Annotated in this window: 17 protein-coding genes and 1 tRNA gene; 11 read left to right on the top strand and 7 right to left on the bottom strand. The window is 54.6% G+C overall.

Going from position 1 to position 16,844, the window contains the following annotated elements:
• The first annotated feature begins 56 nt into the window (after positions 1-56).
• Together wecB and Q0W94_RS02330 are read left to right on the top strand one after the other, a co-directional pair.
• Entirely contained in the window at positions 57-1,190 is a 1,134-nt protein-coding gene (gene wecB, locus Q0W94_RS02335; protein WP_297760566.1) for a non-hydrolyzing UDP-N-acetylglucosamine 2-epimerase, read from the top strand.
• Between the two features lie 32 nt (positions 1,191-1,222).
• Positions 1,223-1,867 (top strand): diacylglycerol/polyprenol kinase family protein, encoded by a 645-nt coding sequence (locus Q0W94_RS02330; RefSeq protein ID WP_297760563.1) that lies wholly within the window; start codon positions 1,223-1,225, stop codon positions 1,865-1,867.
• Here the strand turns inward: Q0W94_RS02330 and Q0W94_RS02325 are convergent.
• Together Q0W94_RS02325 and Q0W94_RS02320 are read right to left on the bottom strand one after the other, a co-directional pair.
• Positions 1,854-2,498, bottom strand: a complete 645-nt coding sequence (locus Q0W94_RS02325; RefSeq protein ID WP_297760560.1) for an alpha/beta hydrolase — start codon at positions 2,496-2,498, stop codon at positions 1,854-1,856. The two genes, Q0W94_RS02330 and Q0W94_RS02325, sit on opposite strands and share 14 nt — an antisense overlap.
• 1 nt (position 2,499) lies before the next feature.
• The gene (locus tag Q0W94_RS02320) at positions 2,500-3,456 is read right to left on the bottom strand and encodes a LysR substrate-binding domain-containing protein (protein WP_315863082.1); all 957 of its coding nucleotides are present in this window, start codon (positions 3,454-3,456) and stop codon (positions 2,500-2,502) included.
• 95 nt (positions 3,457-3,551) lie between these two features.
• On the opposite strand from Q0W94_RS02320, the gene Q0W94_RS02315 reads away from it, so the two are divergent.
• Positions 3,552-4,298: a pentapeptide repeat-containing protein gene (locus Q0W94_RS02315; RefSeq protein WP_297760554.1), complete on the top strand. Its 747-nt coding sequence runs from the start codon at positions 3,552-3,554 to the stop codon at positions 4,296-4,298.
• On the opposite strand, the gene ispF is transcribed toward Q0W94_RS02315, so the two are convergent.
• The 3 genes from ispF to uvrB form a co-directional block, all read right to left on the bottom strand.
• Entirely contained in the window at positions 4,295-4,789 is a 495-nt protein-coding gene (gene ispF, locus Q0W94_RS02310) for a 2-C-methyl-D-erythritol 2,4-cyclodiphosphate synthase (RefSeq protein ID WP_297760551.1), read from the bottom strand. The two genes, Q0W94_RS02315 and ispF, sit on opposite strands and share 4 nt — an antisense overlap.
• Before the next feature lie 99 nt (positions 4,790-4,888).
• Positions 4,889-5,398, bottom strand: a complete 510-nt coding sequence (apcB, locus tag Q0W94_RS02305; RefSeq protein ID WP_297760548.1) for an allophycocyanin subunit beta — start codon at positions 5,396-5,398, stop codon at positions 4,889-4,891.
• A 158-nt stretch (positions 5,399-5,556) separates the two neighbouring features.
• Positions 5,557-7,563: an excinuclease ABC subunit UvrB gene (gene uvrB, locus Q0W94_RS02300; protein WP_297760545.1), complete on the bottom strand. Its 2,007-nt coding sequence runs from the start codon at positions 7,561-7,563 to the stop codon at positions 5,557-5,559.
• Between the two features lie 360 nt (positions 7,564-7,923).
• Here uvrB and pyrR point away from each other — a divergent pair, with 360 nt between their 5' ends.
• From pyrR to Q0W94_RS02285, 3 genes are all read left to right on the top strand, one after another.
• Positions 7,924-8,466: a bifunctional pyr operon transcriptional regulator/uracil phosphoribosyltransferase PyrR gene (gene pyrR, locus Q0W94_RS02295; protein ID WP_297762334.1), complete on the top strand. Its 543-nt coding sequence runs from the start codon at positions 7,924-7,926 to the stop codon at positions 8,464-8,466.
• A gap of 198 nt (positions 8,467-8,664) precedes the next feature.
• Entirely contained in the window at positions 8,665-8,919 is a 255-nt protein-coding gene (locus tag Q0W94_RS02290) for a hypothetical protein (protein ID WP_297760542.1), read from the top strand.
• A 206-nt stretch (positions 8,920-9,125) separates the two neighbouring features.
• On the top strand, positions 9,126-9,566 hold the full coding sequence (locus Q0W94_RS02285; RefSeq protein WP_297760539.1) for a DUF29 domain-containing protein: 441 nt from the start codon (positions 9,126-9,128) through the stop codon (positions 9,564-9,566).
• Between the two features lie 296 nt (positions 9,567-9,862).
• Here Q0W94_RS02285 and Q0W94_RS02280 read toward each other — a convergent pair.
• Positions 9,863-9,949 (bottom strand) — tRNA-Ser (locus tag Q0W94_RS02280).
• 126 nt (positions 9,950-10,075) lie between these two features.
• Between Q0W94_RS02280 and Q0W94_RS02275 the strand changes: the two genes are divergently transcribed.
• Positions 10,076-11,065: a cysteine synthase A gene (locus Q0W94_RS02275; protein WP_297760536.1), complete on the top strand. Its 990-nt coding sequence runs from the start codon at positions 10,076-10,078 to the stop codon at positions 11,063-11,065.
• Positions 11,066-11,153: 88 nt separating this feature from the next.
• Positions 11,154-11,993: a M48 family metallopeptidase gene (locus Q0W94_RS02270; protein ID WP_297760533.1), complete on the top strand. Its 840-nt coding sequence runs from the start codon at positions 11,154-11,156 to the stop codon at positions 11,991-11,993.
• Positions 11,994-11,999: 6 nt separating this feature from the next.
• On the opposite strand, the gene shc is transcribed toward Q0W94_RS02270, so the two are convergent.
• On the bottom strand, positions 12,000-13,928 hold the full coding sequence (gene shc, locus Q0W94_RS02265) for a squalene--hopene cyclase (RefSeq protein WP_297760530.1): 1,929 nt from the start codon (positions 13,926-13,928) through the stop codon (positions 12,000-12,002).
• Between the two features lie 87 nt (positions 13,929-14,015).
• Between shc and Q0W94_RS02260 the strand changes: the two genes are divergently transcribed.
• From Q0W94_RS02260 to cobT, 3 genes are all read left to right on the top strand, one after another.
• On the top strand, positions 14,016-14,729 hold the full coding sequence (locus Q0W94_RS02260; protein WP_297760527.1) for a phycocyanobilin:ferredoxin oxidoreductase: 714 nt from the start codon (positions 14,016-14,018) through the stop codon (positions 14,727-14,729).
• 124 nt (positions 14,730-14,853) lie between these two features.
• Entirely contained in the window at positions 14,854-15,624 is a 771-nt protein-coding gene (pgeF, locus tag Q0W94_RS02255; RefSeq protein WP_297760524.1) for a peptidoglycan editing factor PgeF, read from the top strand.
• Positions 15,621-16,721, top strand: coding sequence for a nicotinate mononucleotide-dependent phosphoribosyltransferase CobT (cobT, locus tag Q0W94_RS02250; RefSeq protein WP_297760521.1), 1,101 nt, complete (start codon positions 15,621-15,623; stop codon positions 16,719-16,721). The genes pgeF and cobT overlap by 4 nt, the downstream gene beginning before the upstream one ends.
• The last annotated feature ends 123 nt before the right edge of the window (positions 16,722-16,844 follow it).

Here is a 16,844-nt window from a genome sequence, read left to right as displayed (position 1 = left end):
TTTTGACACTCCCTTCTCGGTACACTAAAAGTACTATTTTTGGTATTTAGACGGCTATGATTGCTTCCCCAATCCCGATCTGCATTACGTTGGGTACGCGCCCGGAGGCAATCAAGTTGGCACCGGTTATTCAAGTCTTGCAGCGATCGCCCCTCTTTGCCCCGTGCGTTGTCCTCACTGGACAGCACCGCGAGATGGTAGATCAAGTGATGGCACTGTTTGACCTACGGGCAGATCGGGACTTGGCCATTATGCAGCCAAAGCAAACCCTGACTGAAATTACCTGCCGCGCTCTCCAAGGCCTTGAGGAACTCTACCAAGAACTCCTCCCCCGTCTTGTTTTGGTACAGGGGGATACGACAACAGCCTTTGCCGCTACCCTTGCCGCCTTTTATCAGCAAATCCCCGTCGGTCATGTGGAAGCGGGTTTGCGCACCAACGATCTCTATAATCCCTATCCAGAAGAAGCAAACCGCCGTCTCATTTCCCAATTGGCGCAGTTGCACTTTGCCCCCACGGCACAAGCTGTCAAGAATCTTCAGGCCGCCGGCGTCACAGGTACCATTCACCTGACGGGCAATACTGTCATTGATGCGCTGCTGCAAGTGGCCGATCGCCAGCCCGTCTGTGAGGTTCCCGGCCTTGACTGGCAACAGTACCGTGTCCTCCTCGCCACCGTTCACCGTCGTGAAAACTGGGGTGCCCCCCTAGAAGACATTGCCAATGGCTTCCTGAAGATCTTAAACACCCTTCCCGATACTGCCTTACTCTTGCCCCTGCACCGCAATCCCACGGTGCGTGAACCCCTCAAAGCCTATTTGGAACACCATCCCCGCGTTTTTCTTACGGAGCCCCTAGACTATCCCACCCTGGTGGCGGCGATTAAGGGATCAACCCTCCTACTCACGGATTCCGGGGGCCTACAAGAGGAAGCCCCTAGCCTCGGCAAACCAGTCTTGGTGTTGCGGGAAACCACTGAACGGCCGGAAGCGGTCACTGCTGGCACTGCTAAACTAGTGGGTACCTTTGCGGATAGGATTGCCGCAGCAGCAATTGAACTGCTGACAGATCCAGTGGCCTACAACCGTATGGCAACGGCGATTAATCCCTTTGGCGATGGTCATGCTAGCGATCGCATCCTTGAGATTGTGACCCAGTTTTTTGCCCAGCAGCCCCAGCAGACAAAGTAAGGAGTGGCCGTTCACTGAGGATAGCAATGAGAATGTTCTGGGCAGGAATTTGGGTCACAGCTTGGCTGGGCTTGGTGCTGTTAGTTGCAGAACTGATCCACGCTTGGTTTCCCAACGCCAAGGAATGGTCACGGAAAGTGGTTCACATTGGTGCAGGTCAAGTCATCCTGATTGCCTACGCCCTCGGGGTACCCACGAGCTGGGGAATTGTAGCTGCGGCGATCGCTGGTATGGTCACACTGGTTTCGTACCGCGTGCCGATCTTTCGCAGTATTAGTGGCGTGGGGCGCCAAAGCTGGGGTACCTTTTTTTATGCGGTGAGTATTGGCACATTAATGGCGCTCTTTTGGAAGACGCTGCCGGAACTGGCGGTTCTGGGAATTTTAGTGATGGCTTGGGGAGATGGCTTGGCTGCCCTGGTGGGAATTAACTGGGGACGCCATCCCTTGCCGGGAACCAGTAAAAGCTGGGAAGGAACCCTGACGATGTTTTGGGTGAGTACTCTAGTGGCGGCCCTCTCCCTGACCCCCATTGCCCCCTTGGCGTCGCTCTGGGTTGCTCCTTTAGTGGGTGTGGGTGCAACCCTCTTGGAACTGATTGCTTGGCGAGGGATTGATAATCTGACGGTCCCAATCGGTAGCGCTTTGCTTGCCTATGGGTTACTCAATCTGAGTTGACTTTAAGCAGGGTCTTCTCGATAAACTGGCGAGCGATCGCGATCGCCTCCCCGTTAATTTCATGGGCCATCGGTAGGGCATGAAATGCTCCCTTCACTCCCGCGGTTTGCAGGGCCTGCCAACTGGCTTGGGCACTGGCAAAGGGCACCACTGGATCCGCTGTGCCATGGATCATCAGCACCGGCGGCGAGGTGGCTGTCACCCTTGGTGGGCGGACTAAATAGCCGCTAAAGACTAATAACCCCGCCAAGGGCAACGTTAAGCCCACCGCCAATGTCAGGGCTCCCCCTTGGGAGAATCCCCCTAAAATAGTGCGACTGAGATCAATGGGCAAGCTGGCAATCCACGCCCGCAGTGCCGCCTCATTGGTGGCTAGATCCGTGGCTCGCTCATCGAGCAGTAATGAGCCACTGAGGGCATTGTGCTGATTCAGGTCATACCACATCCGCCCTTGCGTCACATAGGGGTGGGGAAAGGGGGCTTCCGCCGCATAGGTTTGGGCTTGGGGAGCCAGCAAGGGACCAAGGGAAATCAGGTCTCTGGCATTGGCCCCCCAGCCGTGGAGCAACAGGAGGCTGTGATCTGTCGCGATCGGTGGATCGGGCAAGGTAAGAAATTCGAGGGTTACCATGCTAGACAGGGTTGAGTTCCTTGGCCGGCGCCGCCCCACCGGGATAGGTGAGACTCGATTCAATCATCTCCCGTCCCTCGGTACACACATAGTCAAAGAAGGCCTGGGCCACCACCGACAGTTGTTTGCCAGCAGGATAGACCAGATGCCAGTGCCGCTGAATCGGGAAATGTTCGACATCGAGAATCGTCAACTGGCTGGACTCGCGATCCAGGGCTAAGCAGTGGTGAGACAGGACAGAAATTCCCAAGCCACCGGCGATCGCCTGCTTAATGGACTCGTTACTCCCCAGTTCAAGGCGGATATTAATCGGCACACCGTGCTCCGCAAAGAGCTTCTCCACAGCTTGGCGGGTGCCCGATCCCTGCTCCCGCATAATAAAGGGTTCCCCCGCCAGCTCTTGGATCGGGATTTTACTGCGGCCCCTGAGGCGATGGTGACTGGGGGCAACCACCACTAGGGGATTATCCAAAAAGCGGTGGCACTCCACATCCACATTGTCTGGCGGGCAACTGGGGATATAGAGATCGTCCATATTCCCTCGGATACGCTCCACCACCTGCTCGTGGTTGGTGACGGTCAACGCCACATCAATACCTGGATAGCGCTGGCAAAAGGGCCCCAGCAGCCGCGGAATCACATATTTGGCCGTGGTAATGACACACAGCCGCAGGTGTCCCTGCTTGAGACCCTTGAGGTTGGCAATGGCCATTTCAAAGCGCTCAAGGCGTTCAAAGATGTCTTGGCAGGTGGCCAGCAGTTCCTTGCCAGCTTCCGTAAGATAGAGCCGTTTGCCCACTTGCTCAAAGAGGGGCATACCAACGGCACGGGTCAACTGCTTCATTTGAATCGAGACGGTGGGCTGCGTCAGAAAGAGTTCCTCGGCAGCACGGGTAAAACTGCCGTGGCGAGCAGTGACCTCAAAAACCTTAAGCTGATGTAGGGTTGCTTGTTTCAAACCCATTCTCCTTTCGTCAGCGATAGGGCTACATAGACGAAATTCTATCAAATTTCGCGCCTCGATAATGAAATGTGAGGAATCTCAAGGCAAGAATGATGATCAAAGGGCACTTAAATCCGGTAGTGAAGGATCGCCTGCGGGGGGGAAAACACCTTTGGAACGAATGGCGGCGAATTTACCCTCAGCTTACTGTAGATTTTAGCGAAATGAATCTTACGGGCATGGATTTGCGGGGCTATGACCTGCGGGGCTGTAATCTCAGCCGTGCCTGTCTGCGGGAGGTGAACCTTGCCCAGGGGGATTTGCGCTTTGCCAACCTGTACGAGGCGGATCTGACGGCGGCTAACCTCGACGATGCGGATTGCCGAGGGGCGTTGTTCTTAAAAACTGTGGGCGATCGCGCCACTGCCCAGCGGGCAAATTTTCAACTGGCTAACTTGCAGTACGCCCGTTTTACCTATGCCGATTTTGCCTGGGCCACCCTTGAGCAGGCGGATTGTCGCCACAGCAATTGGTGCGAAGCGGATCTCAGCCATGTCCGCGCGGCAACTAGCGATTTTTCCTTTGCCCTGTTGATGGGTGCTAGCCTCAATGAAGCAACGCTGCGGTTTGCGCAATTGGTGCAGGCTTCCCTTGAGGGGGTTCAGGCCTATCGCTGCAACTTCTATGCCGCCAACTTAGCCTATGCGGGGCTGACGCGGGGGTATTTTGCCCACGCCCTTTTTGTGCGTGCCAACCTCAGTCATGCCATCTGTCGCTGGGCAAATTTTCGCCATGCCAATCTCCAGCAAAGCCAGTGTGAGCAAACGGACTTTCACTACAGCCTGTATGTTACCTAGGGGGTATCCTCCATTTCTGACTGCAGGAGCGCCACCGCATAGGCAGCAATGCCCTCTTCACGTCCCACAGGGCCTAGTTTTTCATTGGTGGTGGCTTTGATACTAATTTGGTCGCGATCAATTCCGAGGGTGGTTGCTAGGCGATCGCGCATCTGATCGAGGTAAGGTTTCAACTTGGGACGCTCTGCCACCACAACAGCATCGATATTGCCCACCTGCCAGCCCCGCTCGGCAATGAGTGCCGCCACTTTTGCCAGCAGCACTTGACTATCTGCCCCTGCCCACTGCGGATCGCTGGGGGGAAAGTAATGACCAATATCGCCAAGGCTGAGGGCACCCAAGAGGGCATCCATAATTGCGTGGGTGAGGACATCGGCATCGCTGTGTCCTAGCAGTCCTAGGGAATGCTCTAGTTTGACGCCACCCAAAATCAAGGGACGCTCCGGCACCAGCCGGTGAATGTCGTAACCATTGCCAATGCGAATCTTCATGACTGCTGCCTAGAAAATAGAGAGGGGCGATCGCCGGCGCCACTGCTCTCTATTGTTGCAGATGTTGCAGAGTCCTCTACCTTGGCTAACCTAGGATATTCAGATATTCACTTCACTAAGTTGGCGGCACATGTAGTCAAAGGGCTGTTCAACAATACGGGTGTCTTCGATGCCAGCCGCAGCCACGCGATCGCGCACAATCTCTTTCATAATTTGAATGCCGCGCACCGTTGGTCCAATGGGCACGCCAAGGGAGTTGTAGGTTTCCCGTAAACCTTCGAGGACACGCTCGTTGAGGACATCCACATCCCCGGCCACAATGGCATAGCTGGCATAGCGCAGGTAGTAGTCCATATCCCGTAGGCAGGTGGCGTAGCGGCGGGTGGTGTAGGCATTACCGCCGGGTTGAATCAGTTCCGGCTGCTCTGTAAAGAGGGCAGAAGCTGCTTCCTTAACGATGGCGGCGGCATTGGCATTGATCACTGCTGCCGCTTTCACCCGTGCCGCACCGGAATTAAAGTAGGAGCGCAACCTGTCAACAGCATCGCGATCGAGGTAGCGACCGGTGGAGTCGTAGTTTTTAATTAGTGTGGTGACGGCATCACGCATAGGTTTTTCTTACTCCTAGAACTGGTAAAACTAGCGTCAACCCGAACGCCAGCCGAAATTGTGCGGATCTAAAATCGTACTTAGCTTACCACGCTAGGGCTTCCCTGCCTTCGCTCCCGTTTACGGACTGTTGCGAACTATTACAAAAGTTCATAATTTTAGGGGTGCCCCACAAGGCGATCGCGCAAACGCTTAATTTGATCGCGGTAGCGGGCGGCCTCCTCAAAGGCCAATTCTTGGGCAGCTGCCTTCATTTTTGCCTCAAGGTCTTGGATCAGTTGGGGAATGTCCTCTAGGCTCAGTTCCTGTAGGGTTTGGGAAGATAAGACGGGTGCTGACTCAGCGTTGAGGCGGCGAGACACATCCAAAAAGGCCAAGATAGCGTTACTGGTTTTCTTGACAATGGGCTGGGGGGTAATGCCGTGGGCTTGGTTGTAGGCCAGTTGAATGGCGCGGCGGCGCTCAGTTTCTTGGATGGCTTTTTGCATACTCTCTGTGAGGGTGTCCGCATAGAGAATAGCCTGTCCGCGCACATGCCGCGCAGCGCGGCCAATGGTTTGAATGAGCGATCGCTCCGCCCGCAGGAAGCCTTCTTTATCCGCGTCAAGGATTGCCACCAAAGACACCTCCGGCAAATCTAATCCCTCCCGCAGCAGGTTTACCCCAATCAGGACATCAAAGTCCCCTTGGCGTAGGGCTTCGAGAATCTCAATGCGCTCAATGGCATTGATTTCTGAGTGCAGATAGCGCACCCGTACCCCCCGCTCTTGGAAGTACTCCGTTAGATCCTCCGCCATCCGCTTCGTGAGGGTGGTCACCAGCACCCGCTCGTGGCGATCGCACCGCAAGCGAATCTCCCCATAGAGATCATCCACTTGCCCTTGGGTGGGGCGGACAAAAATTTCTGGATCCACGACTCCCGTGGGACGAATAATTTGCTCCACGACCTGTGTGGACACCGCCAATTCCCAATCCCCAGGCGTAGCCGAAACAAAGATGCACTGCTGCACCTTCTGCCAGAATTCCTCCGGCTTTAGGGGGCGATTATCCGCCGCACTGGGCAAGCGAAAGCCGTGATCAATCAGCACTTTTTTGCGGGCTTGGTCGCCATTGTACATGCCGCGAATCTGCGGCACCGTTACATGGGACTCATCCACCACCAAGAGCCAATCCGCAGGAAAATAATCAATTAAACACTCTGGCGGTTCCCCCGCTGCCCGACCTGCGAGATGGCGTGAGTAGTTTTCCACACCGTTGCAGTAGCCCACTTGCCGCAGCATTTCCAAGTCATAGCGGGTCCGTTGGCTCAGACGTTGTGCCTCAAGGAGTTTATTTTGGGCTTCCAAGTTAGCCACCTGGGCTTGGAGTTCTGCTTCAATGGCAAGGCAGGCTGCTTCCAGGCGTTCGGCAGGGGTGACAAAGTGCTTCGCGGGATAGATATTCAGGCGTTCCAAACTTTGCAAGGTTTCCCCCGTCAGCGGATCGACATAGCGAATCGCTTCAATTTCATCCCCAAAGAACTCAACGCGAATGAGGCGATCCTCATAGGCAGGACCAATCTCAAGCACATCCCCCTTGACGCGGAAACGCCCCCGCCCTAGTTCGACATCGTTGCGAGTATATTGAATGGTTGCGAGCTGTCGCAACAGTTGCCGCAGATCTGTTTCTCTGCCCACCTCGAGGGGAATCGCGGCCTTCAGGTACTCTGCGGGAATTCCCAAACCGTAGATGCAGCTAATCGAGGCCACCACAATCACATCCCGCCGTTCAAAGAGGGAGCGGGTGGCGGAGTGGCGCAACATATCAATTTCCTCATTGATAGAGGCACTTTTTTCGATGTAGGTATCGGTAACGGGAATGTAGGCCTCCGGTTGATAGTAGTCGTAGTAGGAGATAAAGTACTCAACGGCATTTTGGGGAAAGAATGAGCGCAGTTCATTGCACAGTTGCGCCGCCAGGGTTTTGTTGTGCGCCAAAACAAGGGTGGGGCGGCCAAGGGCCTCGATAACGCGAGCGATCGTGTGGGTTTTGCCTGTACCCGTTGCCCCTAGCAGCGTTTGGAAGCGATGTCCTGCCTGTACCCCGGCAACCAGTTTTTGAATGGCTTGGGGTTGATCCCCCGTGGGTTCAAAGGGAGCATGGATACGGAAGGGAGTGCTGGTCATTGCCCAATTTCTCAAGAATTCTTTCCTAGCTTTTAGGGTAACGGAGCAACAGTGGAGCGAGCCAGCCGCAGTCTTTTTCAGGAGAGTTGCACAGGCTGGCAACAGTCAAAACCATTTCCCCGCCCATTCTAGAAAGCAGCCGTAAAGTTTGGTATTCTAAATAACAGTTTCTCATGTATTGTAACAGTTAATTGCGCTAAATCTAAAGAATTGGTAAAAGCGTTAGCCACCTCAAAATATGGGCAGTATCGTAGGGAAGCAAGATACCTCCTAACTGCGTCTTTGGCCCTACCCGCTTGGCGTAGGGTCTCTTTTTGCGGGAATTTCGCTAGAATCTTGGAATTCCCTACCGTGACGGCCATGGCTGGCGAAGTTGTTGAGATTTTAAGTGCCGATGATTTACGGCGCACTGTAACGCGCTTAGCTTCCCAAGTGGTGGAAAAGGCTCGCGATGCCCTCGACAAGTTAGTGTTGCTGGGGATTCATACCCGTGGGGTTCCCCTTGCCAAGCTCCTAGGACAACAAGTTGAACAACTGGAAGGCGTGAGCCTCCCCATTGGTGAGTTGGATATCACGTTTTATCGCGATGACTTGGATCGCATTGGCCCGCGTACCCCCCGTCAGACCCTGATTCCAGTCGATCTCTGCGGGCGGATTGTGGTCTTGGTGGATGATGTGATCTTTAGTGGTCGCACGATTCGCTCCGCCCTCAATGCCGTCCATGATTACGGTCGCCCCAATGCCATTTGGTTATTGGTACTCATCGATCGCGGGCACCGAGAATTGCCGATTCACCCTGACTTTACTGGTAAAGTGCTGCCCACAGCTCGCGATGAAGTGGTCAAGGTCCTCGTGCAGGGGATTGATCAGCGAGATGGCGTAGAGCTATGGAAACCCTTTTAATCTTGGGAAGACCATACAGGACAGTCAATGCCCTTCATCTCAAAAAAGCATTCTTGCAAATGAAGGATACATGGCTATTCAATGCCAATAGCCTTGATTCAGTTATAGCTATTTCGAAACAGATAGCGGCACCGATGCTTTGCATGGGTAGACAAAGACGGCAACAAGGTTACCCCGTCTCAGATGCGAATTTTACGCATGGCGCGATGCAGCCTTGATACCCCGTGGTTGCCTCCCCATCCCCAACATCATGAACTCGTGAAACGGGGGGCAGAACTGATCGCGGAGCAAACCAAAACGGTGGCGGGTACCCTGGGCAATAAGCGTAGTGCGGCGGCACGAACTTACGATCGCCTGATGGCCGACACTCAACCCAGTCGCGAAACCACCCCCCTATTGGCAATGGGCACGGAGTGGCAGAACCTGGAAGGGGCGATCGAGGAGATTAACTAGTAGCCACTGAAGCAGAATGCGATCAAGCACCTGAATCGAGAGATCAAAGCAGGAATTAGCAATGAGCAGTTAGCAAAACTGGTGACATTTCTGCGGGAGCATGATGCCCTGTGTGTGATCAACCTGGAAGAACGGCAAGATGGAGTGCAGATTATCTGTTCGATGGGTTTATTAGATTAGGAGCAAGTAGAACAAAGGAGGACACGATGCAATCCAATCTCTATGAAACCGATTTTTACGCCTGGACGTTAGAGCAGTCAAAGTTGCTCAAGGAGGGAGATTTTAAGCATTTAGATATTCCTAATTTAGTGGAGGAAATTGAGTCATTGGGAAAACAACAGCGTCAAGAACTGAGAAATAGACTCGGTGTTTTGATTGGGCACCTGCTGAAGTGGGACTATCAACCCGAAAAGCGTAGTAAAAGCTGGCGAGTAACCATTCGTGAGCAGCGGCGAGAAATTTTGCAACTCCTGAAGGAAAGCCCCAGCCTCCAGCCCTATCTATCAGAGGCGATCGCCGATGCCTATGAAGCTGGACTAGATTTGGTGATGCAGGAAACACCTTTAGAGTATTCAGACTTGCCCGAGAATTGCCCCTATACGTCCGAGCTTGATCCTGACTTTCCCACTGATTTGAACGCTGTTTGAGTTAATCTAAGATGCCACTGAATCGCTAACGCGCCCCAAAGTATCTCTAAAAGTTTGAGTCTCTGTTTATTGAAGAACTGGGCTGGGATATGGTCGATCGCCTGACACCGCCCTTGGAGATTGACGGTCACGCTTTCGAGGTGGTGTCTATTGCCCAAAAACGCGGCTTTAATTATTCTCTACCAATGTATTGTCTATGAATGCATTACGCCGGAAATTCCAGCGCGGTCAATTCGGGTGACGCGCGATCGCCCACTTATGGACGACAGCAAATCCCATTTGATCGCGGCTATCAACGGAGAGGGGGGGATTCGAACCCCCGTTAGGTGTTACCCTAAACTTGATTTCGAGTCAAGCGCATTCAACCACTCTGCCACCTCTCCACGGATCTCCAATCATAGCAAAGGTGAATGCTAAAGGGACACTGGGCGATCGCTCTCTCTGAAGGGAATTCTAGCGGCAAAGCCTTTTACCATAAAAGTATTCAGTCAACTTAAAACAACGACGGCATGAATATTAAACAGGGTTTTGTCGGCACCGTCGGGCAGACGCCGCTGATTCGCCTCAATTCCTTTAGTGACCTCACAGGCTGTGAAATTCTCGGTAAAGCGGAGTTCCTCAACCCCGGTGGCTCCGTCAAGGATCGAGCTGCCCTCTACATTGTTGAAGATGCTGAAAGAAAAGGCCTTCTCAAACCCGGCGGCACAGTGGTCGAGGGCACAGCTGGCAATACCGGCATTGGCCTAGCCCACATCTGCAATGCCAAGGGCTACAAGTGCCTGATTGTGATTCCCAATACCCAATCCCAGGAAAAAATTGACCTGTTGCGCACCCTTGGTGCCGAGGTGCGCCCCGTTCCTGCCGTGCCCTACAAAGACCCCAATAACTATGTGAAGCTCTCTGGTCGAATTGCTGCTGCGATGGAGAATGCCATCTGGGCGAACCAGTTCGATAACCTTGCCAATCGCCAAGCCCACTACGAAACCACTGGCCCTGAAATCTGGGAGCAGACCGATGGCCGAATTGATGCGTGGGTAGCAGCAACTGGCACTGGGGGCACCTATGCAGGTGTCGCCCTGTTTCTCAAGGAAAAAAATCCTGCCATTCGCACTGTGATTGCCGACCCTATGGGCAGTGCCATCTATAGCTATGTAAAAACGGGTACCCTCAGTAGCACAGGGAGTTCAATCACTGAAGGCATTGGCAATAGCCGCATTACAGCAAACTTAGCAGGCGCTCCCATTGATGATGCGATTCAAATTGAGGATCAAGAGTGCCTGGAGATCATTTATCAACTGCTGTACTACGATGGCCTTTTCATGGGGGGCTCCGTGGGCATTAATGTGGCGGCAGCGGTACGCCTCGCCAAGGAACTCGGCCCCGGCCACACCATTGTCACCGTGCTGTGCGACGGGGGTTCCCGCTACCAATCGCGGCTGTTCAACCCACAGTGGCTGGCCAGTAAAGGGCTACGGGTGCCAGAGATTAAAAAACATTAAGCCTTGGGAACAATGTCTAAAATAGAGGAGTCAGAAGCGGGCAAGTAGCCGCTAGGCGTGGGTGTGGATTTTACGCGAAGCATGGGTCGTGAAAAAACAACGTTGGTTTCTCCTCTTTGCCAGCTTGGTCTGGGGGATGGCGATCGCCTGCCATCCTGTTGCGGTACAGGCACAAAATCTCTGGCAGCGGTTGCTGTGGCAGGGAATTCAGGTCATCCAACTATCAAATATCTCACCCCGCCAAGAGGTGGCTTTGGGGGAACAGATCCACGAGCAGATGCTACGGCAAGGAATGCGCCTGGTTCGGAATCCCGCCGCTCAAAACTATGTGAATAGCATTGGTACCCGCTTGGTTAATGTCGGTGAACGTCGAGGGCTGCCCTATCAGTTTCACATCATTCAAGACCGGCAAGTGAATGCCTATGCGACGATGGGGGGCTTTGTCTATGTCACGACAGGGCTAATGCTGCGGGCAGAAAATGAGGCGGAATTAGCCAGTGTCCTTGCCCACGAAATTGGCCATATTGACCGGCGCCATGTGATTCGGCAACTGCAACAAATGGCGATCGCCCAGGGGTTAATGACCGCAGCCGGCCTAGATCGCGATCGCGGCGTCCAACTTGCCATGGAACTGGCCTTTCGCCGTCCCCGCAGTCGTGAACAGGAACTAGAAGCCGATCGCTATGGGTTGGGGCTATTGGCTCGCAGCAACTACGATCCACGGGCAATGGTGACCTTTCTCCAGAAATTACAAGGGGAGGGAGGGGCACCGCCGACAATTTTGAGTACACACCCTGCGCCCCGCGATCGCCAGCTAACTGCCGAAAATTTAATCCGCTCTGGCCTCAGCAATGAATGCGTGGTTAGCCCCCAACCCCTCTGTGGCACCGATACCTTGGCCTATCAGCAACAACTGCGTTCCTTCTAGTTTCAACTAACTGGCCAAAAAATGGCGCCAGCGGGCATAACGGCCCAAAGCTGTCAGCGGAAAGTGCTGCTGGTAGTAGTGGTACTTCAAGTAAAAGTGGCAGGGAAAGCCAGTACCGGTGAAGTAATCCTCGTGCCATGTGCCATCTGGGCGCTGCGTTTTGAGAAGATAGGCAATTCCCTTTTCAATGGCTTCTGTGGCATAGTCCCCCGTGGCATCGCCAGCGGCCAAAAGGCCAATAATTGCCCAAGCCGTTTGGGAAGCGGTGCTGTCTCCTTTGCCCTTGAGGGAAGGGTCATTGTAGCTCCAGCAGGTTTCCCCCCAACCGCCATCGGCATTTTGACACTGCACCAACCACTCTGCGGCACGGCGAATACGCCAGCGATCGTAGGGAGGAGCCACAAGGGAGAGGGCAACCAGCACGCCGCTTGTGCCATAGAGGTAGTTCACCCCCCAGCGGCCAAACCAACAGCCTTCCGGTTCCTGCTCATTGCGCAAGTAGGCAAGGGCGCGATCGCGGGCACCACTGTCAAAGGCCACCTGACACCGCCCCACCATCTCCAGCACCCGGGCCGTGACATCAGCAGTATTCGGGTCAATCATTGCCTTGAGATCGCCGTAGGGAATGGCGTTTAGCCAATCTTGGTCGTTGTCCACATCAAAGGCCGCCCAGCCCCCCGGCCGACACTGCATTGAGGCAATCCAAGCGACTGCCCGCTCAAGGGCTTGCCGTTTCAGGTTTTCATTGGGCAGGGTCACAGCATGGAGCGCCATCACCACTACTGCGGTATCATCCACATCGGGGTAGAAGCGATTTTCAAATTCAAAGGCCCAGCCCCCCGGCTGCCCTTTTTTGTTTTTTACGTGCCAGTCCCCATAGTCAAGGATTTGCTTGGAGAGCAGCCATTCGCCAGCTTTGACAAGGCCCGGGTGATCGGGAGCCACACCTGAATCCACCATGGCCCGCATCACTAAGGCCGTATCCCAAACTGGAGAGACACAGGGCTGCACGCGATATTCAGTCTCTGTTTCAATGGCAAAACGATCCACTGCTGCCATCCCCCGCTGCACAATGGGGTCATCAACAGCATAGTCAAGGGCACGCAAGGCCAATAGGGAGTTGAGCATTGCCGGAATAATGCCGCCCCAATCGCCACTGGGTTCTTGATGCGCCAGCACCCATTCCTCAGCAGCCCTTAGCCCCTGTTCTCTCAAGGGATGCATGTTCAGCGTTTCAAAGAGCTTGAAGACGCGATCGAGGCCAATAAAAACATCACTCCAGTCGCCTTGGCGGGGCAGTTCCCAGACCACGTTTGCCCGTCCTTCGGCATAGAGTTCATCGAGGGTAATGGGCGGGTCCATCCCATAAACAGGCTTGCGATCCATGACGATCAACAGCGGCACCGTGCTACTGCGCGCCCAACTGGACATTTCATAAATCGTGAAGGGGCTACCTTCTGGCAGCAGCATGATCCAAGAAGGCAGGGAGGGAATCCCCCGCCAGTCGTAGCAACCAATGAGGGCAAGGTGCAGTTTGGTAAAGATGCGCGTTTTGCTAATGCCACCGCGGGCAAGGATAAATTGCCGTGCCCTGACCAAGGCCGGATCATCGGCGGGGACCCCCAACAGTCGTAGTGCCATGTAGGCCTCAACACTGGTGCTGAGATCACCCCCATCGCCATAAAACAGTTCCCAACCGCCGTGATCCCGCTGATGGTTGCGCAAATACTGTTCCGCTTTGGCCAAGGGGAGTCGCTCTTGGGTGCCCCAGATTTTGTGGAGCAGGATTACCTCTGCGGTCATGGTTACATTGGACTCCAATTCCGCCCACCAGTAGCCCTCGGCATATTGTTGCGAAAAGAGAAAGTCTTGGCTGGCGCGAATTGCCCGTTGAAGTTGCTTTGGGTCAGTGGCCGTCGCAAGTGGAGTTGGCATAATCTCTCGGCTGTTAGACTCTTGGTTAGTTTAGCGGGGGCGATCGCTCCCTCGCAAGCGGCCCAGACTTAGGTTACGATCAAGGCTATGTCTGTGCGTCAACACCAGCATCCTCTGATTCAGCGGCTCGCCGATCGCATTGAGGCGATTTGGCAGGCTTTCCTGCCCTTGGCACCCTACGCCCTGCCTGAAGATCTCGGTTATGTCGAGGGTAAACTGGAAGGGGAACGGCTCACCATTGAGAACCGCTGCTACCAAGCCCCTCCCTTTCGCAAGCTCCACCTTGAATTGGCACGGGTAGGGGAGAGTTTGGACATTTTGCACTGCGTCATGTTTCCAGAGCCACGCTACGACCTACCCATGTTTGGCTGCGATCTGGTCGGTGGCCGGGGGCAAATTAGTGCTGCGATTGTGGATCTTTCCCCTGTGACGGGTCAGTTACCCGCTGCCTACACCGCTGCCTTAAATGCTTTGCCGAAGCTCACCTTTAGTCAACCGCGTGAGTTGCCCCCTTGGGGGCATATCTTCTCGCCTTTTTGCATTTTTATTCGGCCACAGGGAGAAACGGAGGAACAGCAATTTCTAAATCGCATTGGTGAGTACCTCACCCTCCACTGTCAACTTAGCCAGCAGGCTGTACCCACGGATCACCTAGAAGCTGTCATTGCCGGGCAACGGCAGTACTGCCATCAGCAGCAGCAAAACGATAAAACGCGCCGTGTTCTTGAGAAAGCCTTTGGCAGCGCTTGGGCAGAACGTTATATGACCACAGTTCTCTTTGACTTGCCCCCCGCTGCTTAGATCCCATTGCGGGCTTTCTCCTCCATAAACTGCATCAGTCAGATTCAGAAAACAAGGATACATTGGAATGGTGAGTCGCCAGTGAGTTATCAATACCTTAGAAAACCATTGATCCAATCTGACAATGTGGCACTGGCAAACCACTGACCTTGGACGTTTTCTCACCTGCGATCTCTTGCAGAGGTTTCCCCATGGTTTTTTTACTCGCGATTGGCAAGGACAAGACCTCAGCACCCTCACCGCTGCTTTGACAACGTCCGCCAAGCCCCTGCAGACTCAACAGGTCCATGGCAATCGGGTTGCTCTGGCCCCAGAGATCTTAGACACTGATGAACGTCTCGCGGCGGATGCCCTCGTGGCCACAGGGTCTGACCAAGCGCTCTGGGTCTGTAGTGCCGATTGTGTGCCACTGCTGGTTGCTGATGTCGTCAGTGGCCGGGTCGCAGCCATTCATGCCGGCTGGCGGGGGACAGCCCTAGGCGTGACTCGGGCCACCCTGCAGCAGATGGCGGCCCTAGGGAGTGATCTGGCCAATTTACGGGTTGCTATGGGGCCAGCGATCGGTGGTGAGGTGTATCAGGTGGGGCTAAATGTTGCCCGTGCTTTGGCGCAGACGATTCTTGAGGGAGTGACTGACACCATGGATCGTGAAGTGCTCTACGAGCGTTTAGCTGCCCTCGATCCAGAGGTGGTTTTTCTCGATCCGCATCCTGAGCGACTGCGAGTGGATGTGGCACGGATCAATCGTCTGCAGTTGCTGCAATGGGGACTCCGGGATGAGCAAATTGCTCTATCACCCCACTGTACGTTTCGCGATGCTGAGTGCTTTTTCTCCTATCGCCGTGAACACCTCAAGCAGGTGCAGTGGTCAGGAATTGTGAGTCGGCTGCTATGATTGGCATTGCCGCGGGTGAAGCCATGGCGCGATCGTGGCGCGATCGCCTGTTACCCCTGCTCGATCAGAACCACCAACTGCCTGCGCTGGTCTGTGTCCTAGGTTTTACAGAAACAGCCTTGATTCCGGGTATCTCAGCGGCAGGTCAAACCGCCAGCGATCGCCAAATTACCGCCTTGGCCGATGGTGAGTTCCTGCTGCGAGGCATTCAACCCCACTACCACTATCCCCTACCACCCCTGACGGCGGGTGCTTCCCCTGCCCTAATTACTCGTGCCCTCATTGAGGCTTTGGCGTTGCCCCTTTACGTCTTTGATGCGGGTTTACCCCTACCGCGTTTGCCCGAGATGATTGATTTAGGGGGCACCCCAGCTCGCTGCCTAACCACGGGTCAGGCGATGACACCGCCCATGGTAGCGCACCTCTGGGAACAGGGATGGTCTTGGGGTGCTAAGCTCAGCAGCCAATATCCATGGCTGATCATTGCTGAATGCGTCGTGGGGGGCACAACCACGGCCCTTGCCCTCTGTGAAAGTCTGGGCATCGCCGCTCGCGATTGTGTAGGCAGTAGCCATCGCCAAAGCAACCACGCCCAAAAGTGGTCGCTCGTTCAAAAGGGGCTGGCCCATCTCCCTCCTAAGGCAAATCCCTTCACCTGTGTAGCGGCCATTGGCGATCCAATGCAGGTGGTGGTCGCTGCTATGGCCCTGCGGGCCAGTCAAACCTGTAGCGTTTTGCTGGCGGGGGGATCCCAAATGATCGCGGTCTATGCGTTTGGGCGGGCGATCGCCCAGTGGCGTCAGCTTCCTTGGCAGCCAGAACAAATTGTGGTGGGCACAACTCGTTGGCTGATTGAAGATCAAACGGCTCAGATTCACCGCTTGGCCGAGCGTGTCCAGTGTCCGCTCATTTACACGCAACTTGACTTCAGCTTATCCCGTCATCCTGCCCTGCGGGCCTATGAACAGGGATTTGTCAAGGAAGGCGTTGGTGCGGGGGGCTGTGCCATTGCTGGCCATCTCCTGGCGGGTTGGAGCAATTCAGAAATGGTGGATATTGTTGACAGGTTGGGCGATCGCTGGGCTAAGGGGATGTAACCACTTGAATTCATTTGGCCAAAGGGCGAATCTGCTGGGGGTTGAGCCACTCGACATTGCTTGCACGGAGAATATGGGTTTTGACCAGGAGAGCAGGATCCCTGATATTTTTTAGGGCCTTTG

The sequence above is a fragment of the Thermosynechococcus sp. genome, from assembly GCF_025999095.1.
Classification (GTDB): Bacteria; Cyanobacteriota; Cyanobacteriia; order Thermosynechococcales; family Thermosynechococcaceae; genus Thermosynechococcus.
This window is presented reverse-complemented; position numbering and strand designations above follow the sequence as displayed.

Coding starts and splice junctions, on each gene's coding strand:
- uvrB (WP_297760545.1), bottom strand. CDS start 7,563: ATGACCAGCACTCCCTTCCGTATCCATGCTCCCTTTGAACCCACGGGG.
- apcB (WP_297760548.1), bottom strand. CDS start 5,398: ATGCGTGATGCCGTCACCACACTAATTAAAAACTACGACTCCACCGGT.
- Q0W94_RS02325 (WP_297760560.1), bottom strand. CDS start 2,498: ATGGTAACCCTCGAATTTCTTACCTTGCCCGATCCACCGATCGCGACA.
- ispF (WP_297760551.1), bottom strand. CDS start 4,789: ATGAAGATTCGCATTGGCAATGGTTACGACATTCACCGGCTGGTGCCG.
- wecB (WP_297760566.1), top strand. CDS start 57: ATGATTGCTTCCCCAATCCCGATCTGCATTACGTTGGGTACGCGCCCG.
- Q0W94_RS02275 (WP_297760536.1), top strand. CDS start 10,076: ATGAATATTAAACAGGGTTTTGTCGGCACCGTCGGGCAGACGCCGCTG.
- Q0W94_RS02290 (WP_297760542.1), top strand. CDS start 8,665: ATGGCGCGATGCAGCCTTGATACCCCGTGGTTGCCTCCCCATCCCCAA.
- cobT (WP_297760521.1), top strand. CDS start 15,621: ATGATTGGCATTGCCGCGGGTGAAGCCATGGCGCGATCGTGGCGCGAT.
- Q0W94_RS02330 (WP_297760563.1), top strand. CDS start 1,223: ATGTTCTGGGCAGGAATTTGGGTCACAGCTTGGCTGGGCTTGGTGCTG.
- shc (WP_297760530.1), bottom strand. CDS start 13,928: ATGCCAACTCCACTTGCGACGGCCACTGACCCAAAGCAACTTCAACGG.
- Q0W94_RS02260 (WP_297760527.1), top strand. CDS start 14,016: ATGTCTGTGCGTCAACACCAGCATCCTCTGATTCAGCGGCTCGCCGAT.
- Q0W94_RS02315 (WP_297760554.1), top strand. CDS start 3,552: ATGATGATCAAAGGGCACTTAAATCCGGTAGTGAAGGATCGCCTGCGG.
- pgeF (WP_297760524.1), top strand. CDS start 14,854: ATGTGGCACTGGCAAACCACTGACCTTGGACGTTTTCTCACCTGCGAT.
- Q0W94_RS02285 (WP_297760539.1), top strand. CDS start 9,126: ATGCAATCCAATCTCTATGAAACCGATTTTTACGCCTGGACGTTAGAG.
- pyrR (WP_297762334.1), top strand. CDS start 7,924: ATGGCTGGCGAAGTTGTTGAGATTTTAAGTGCCGATGATTTACGGCGC.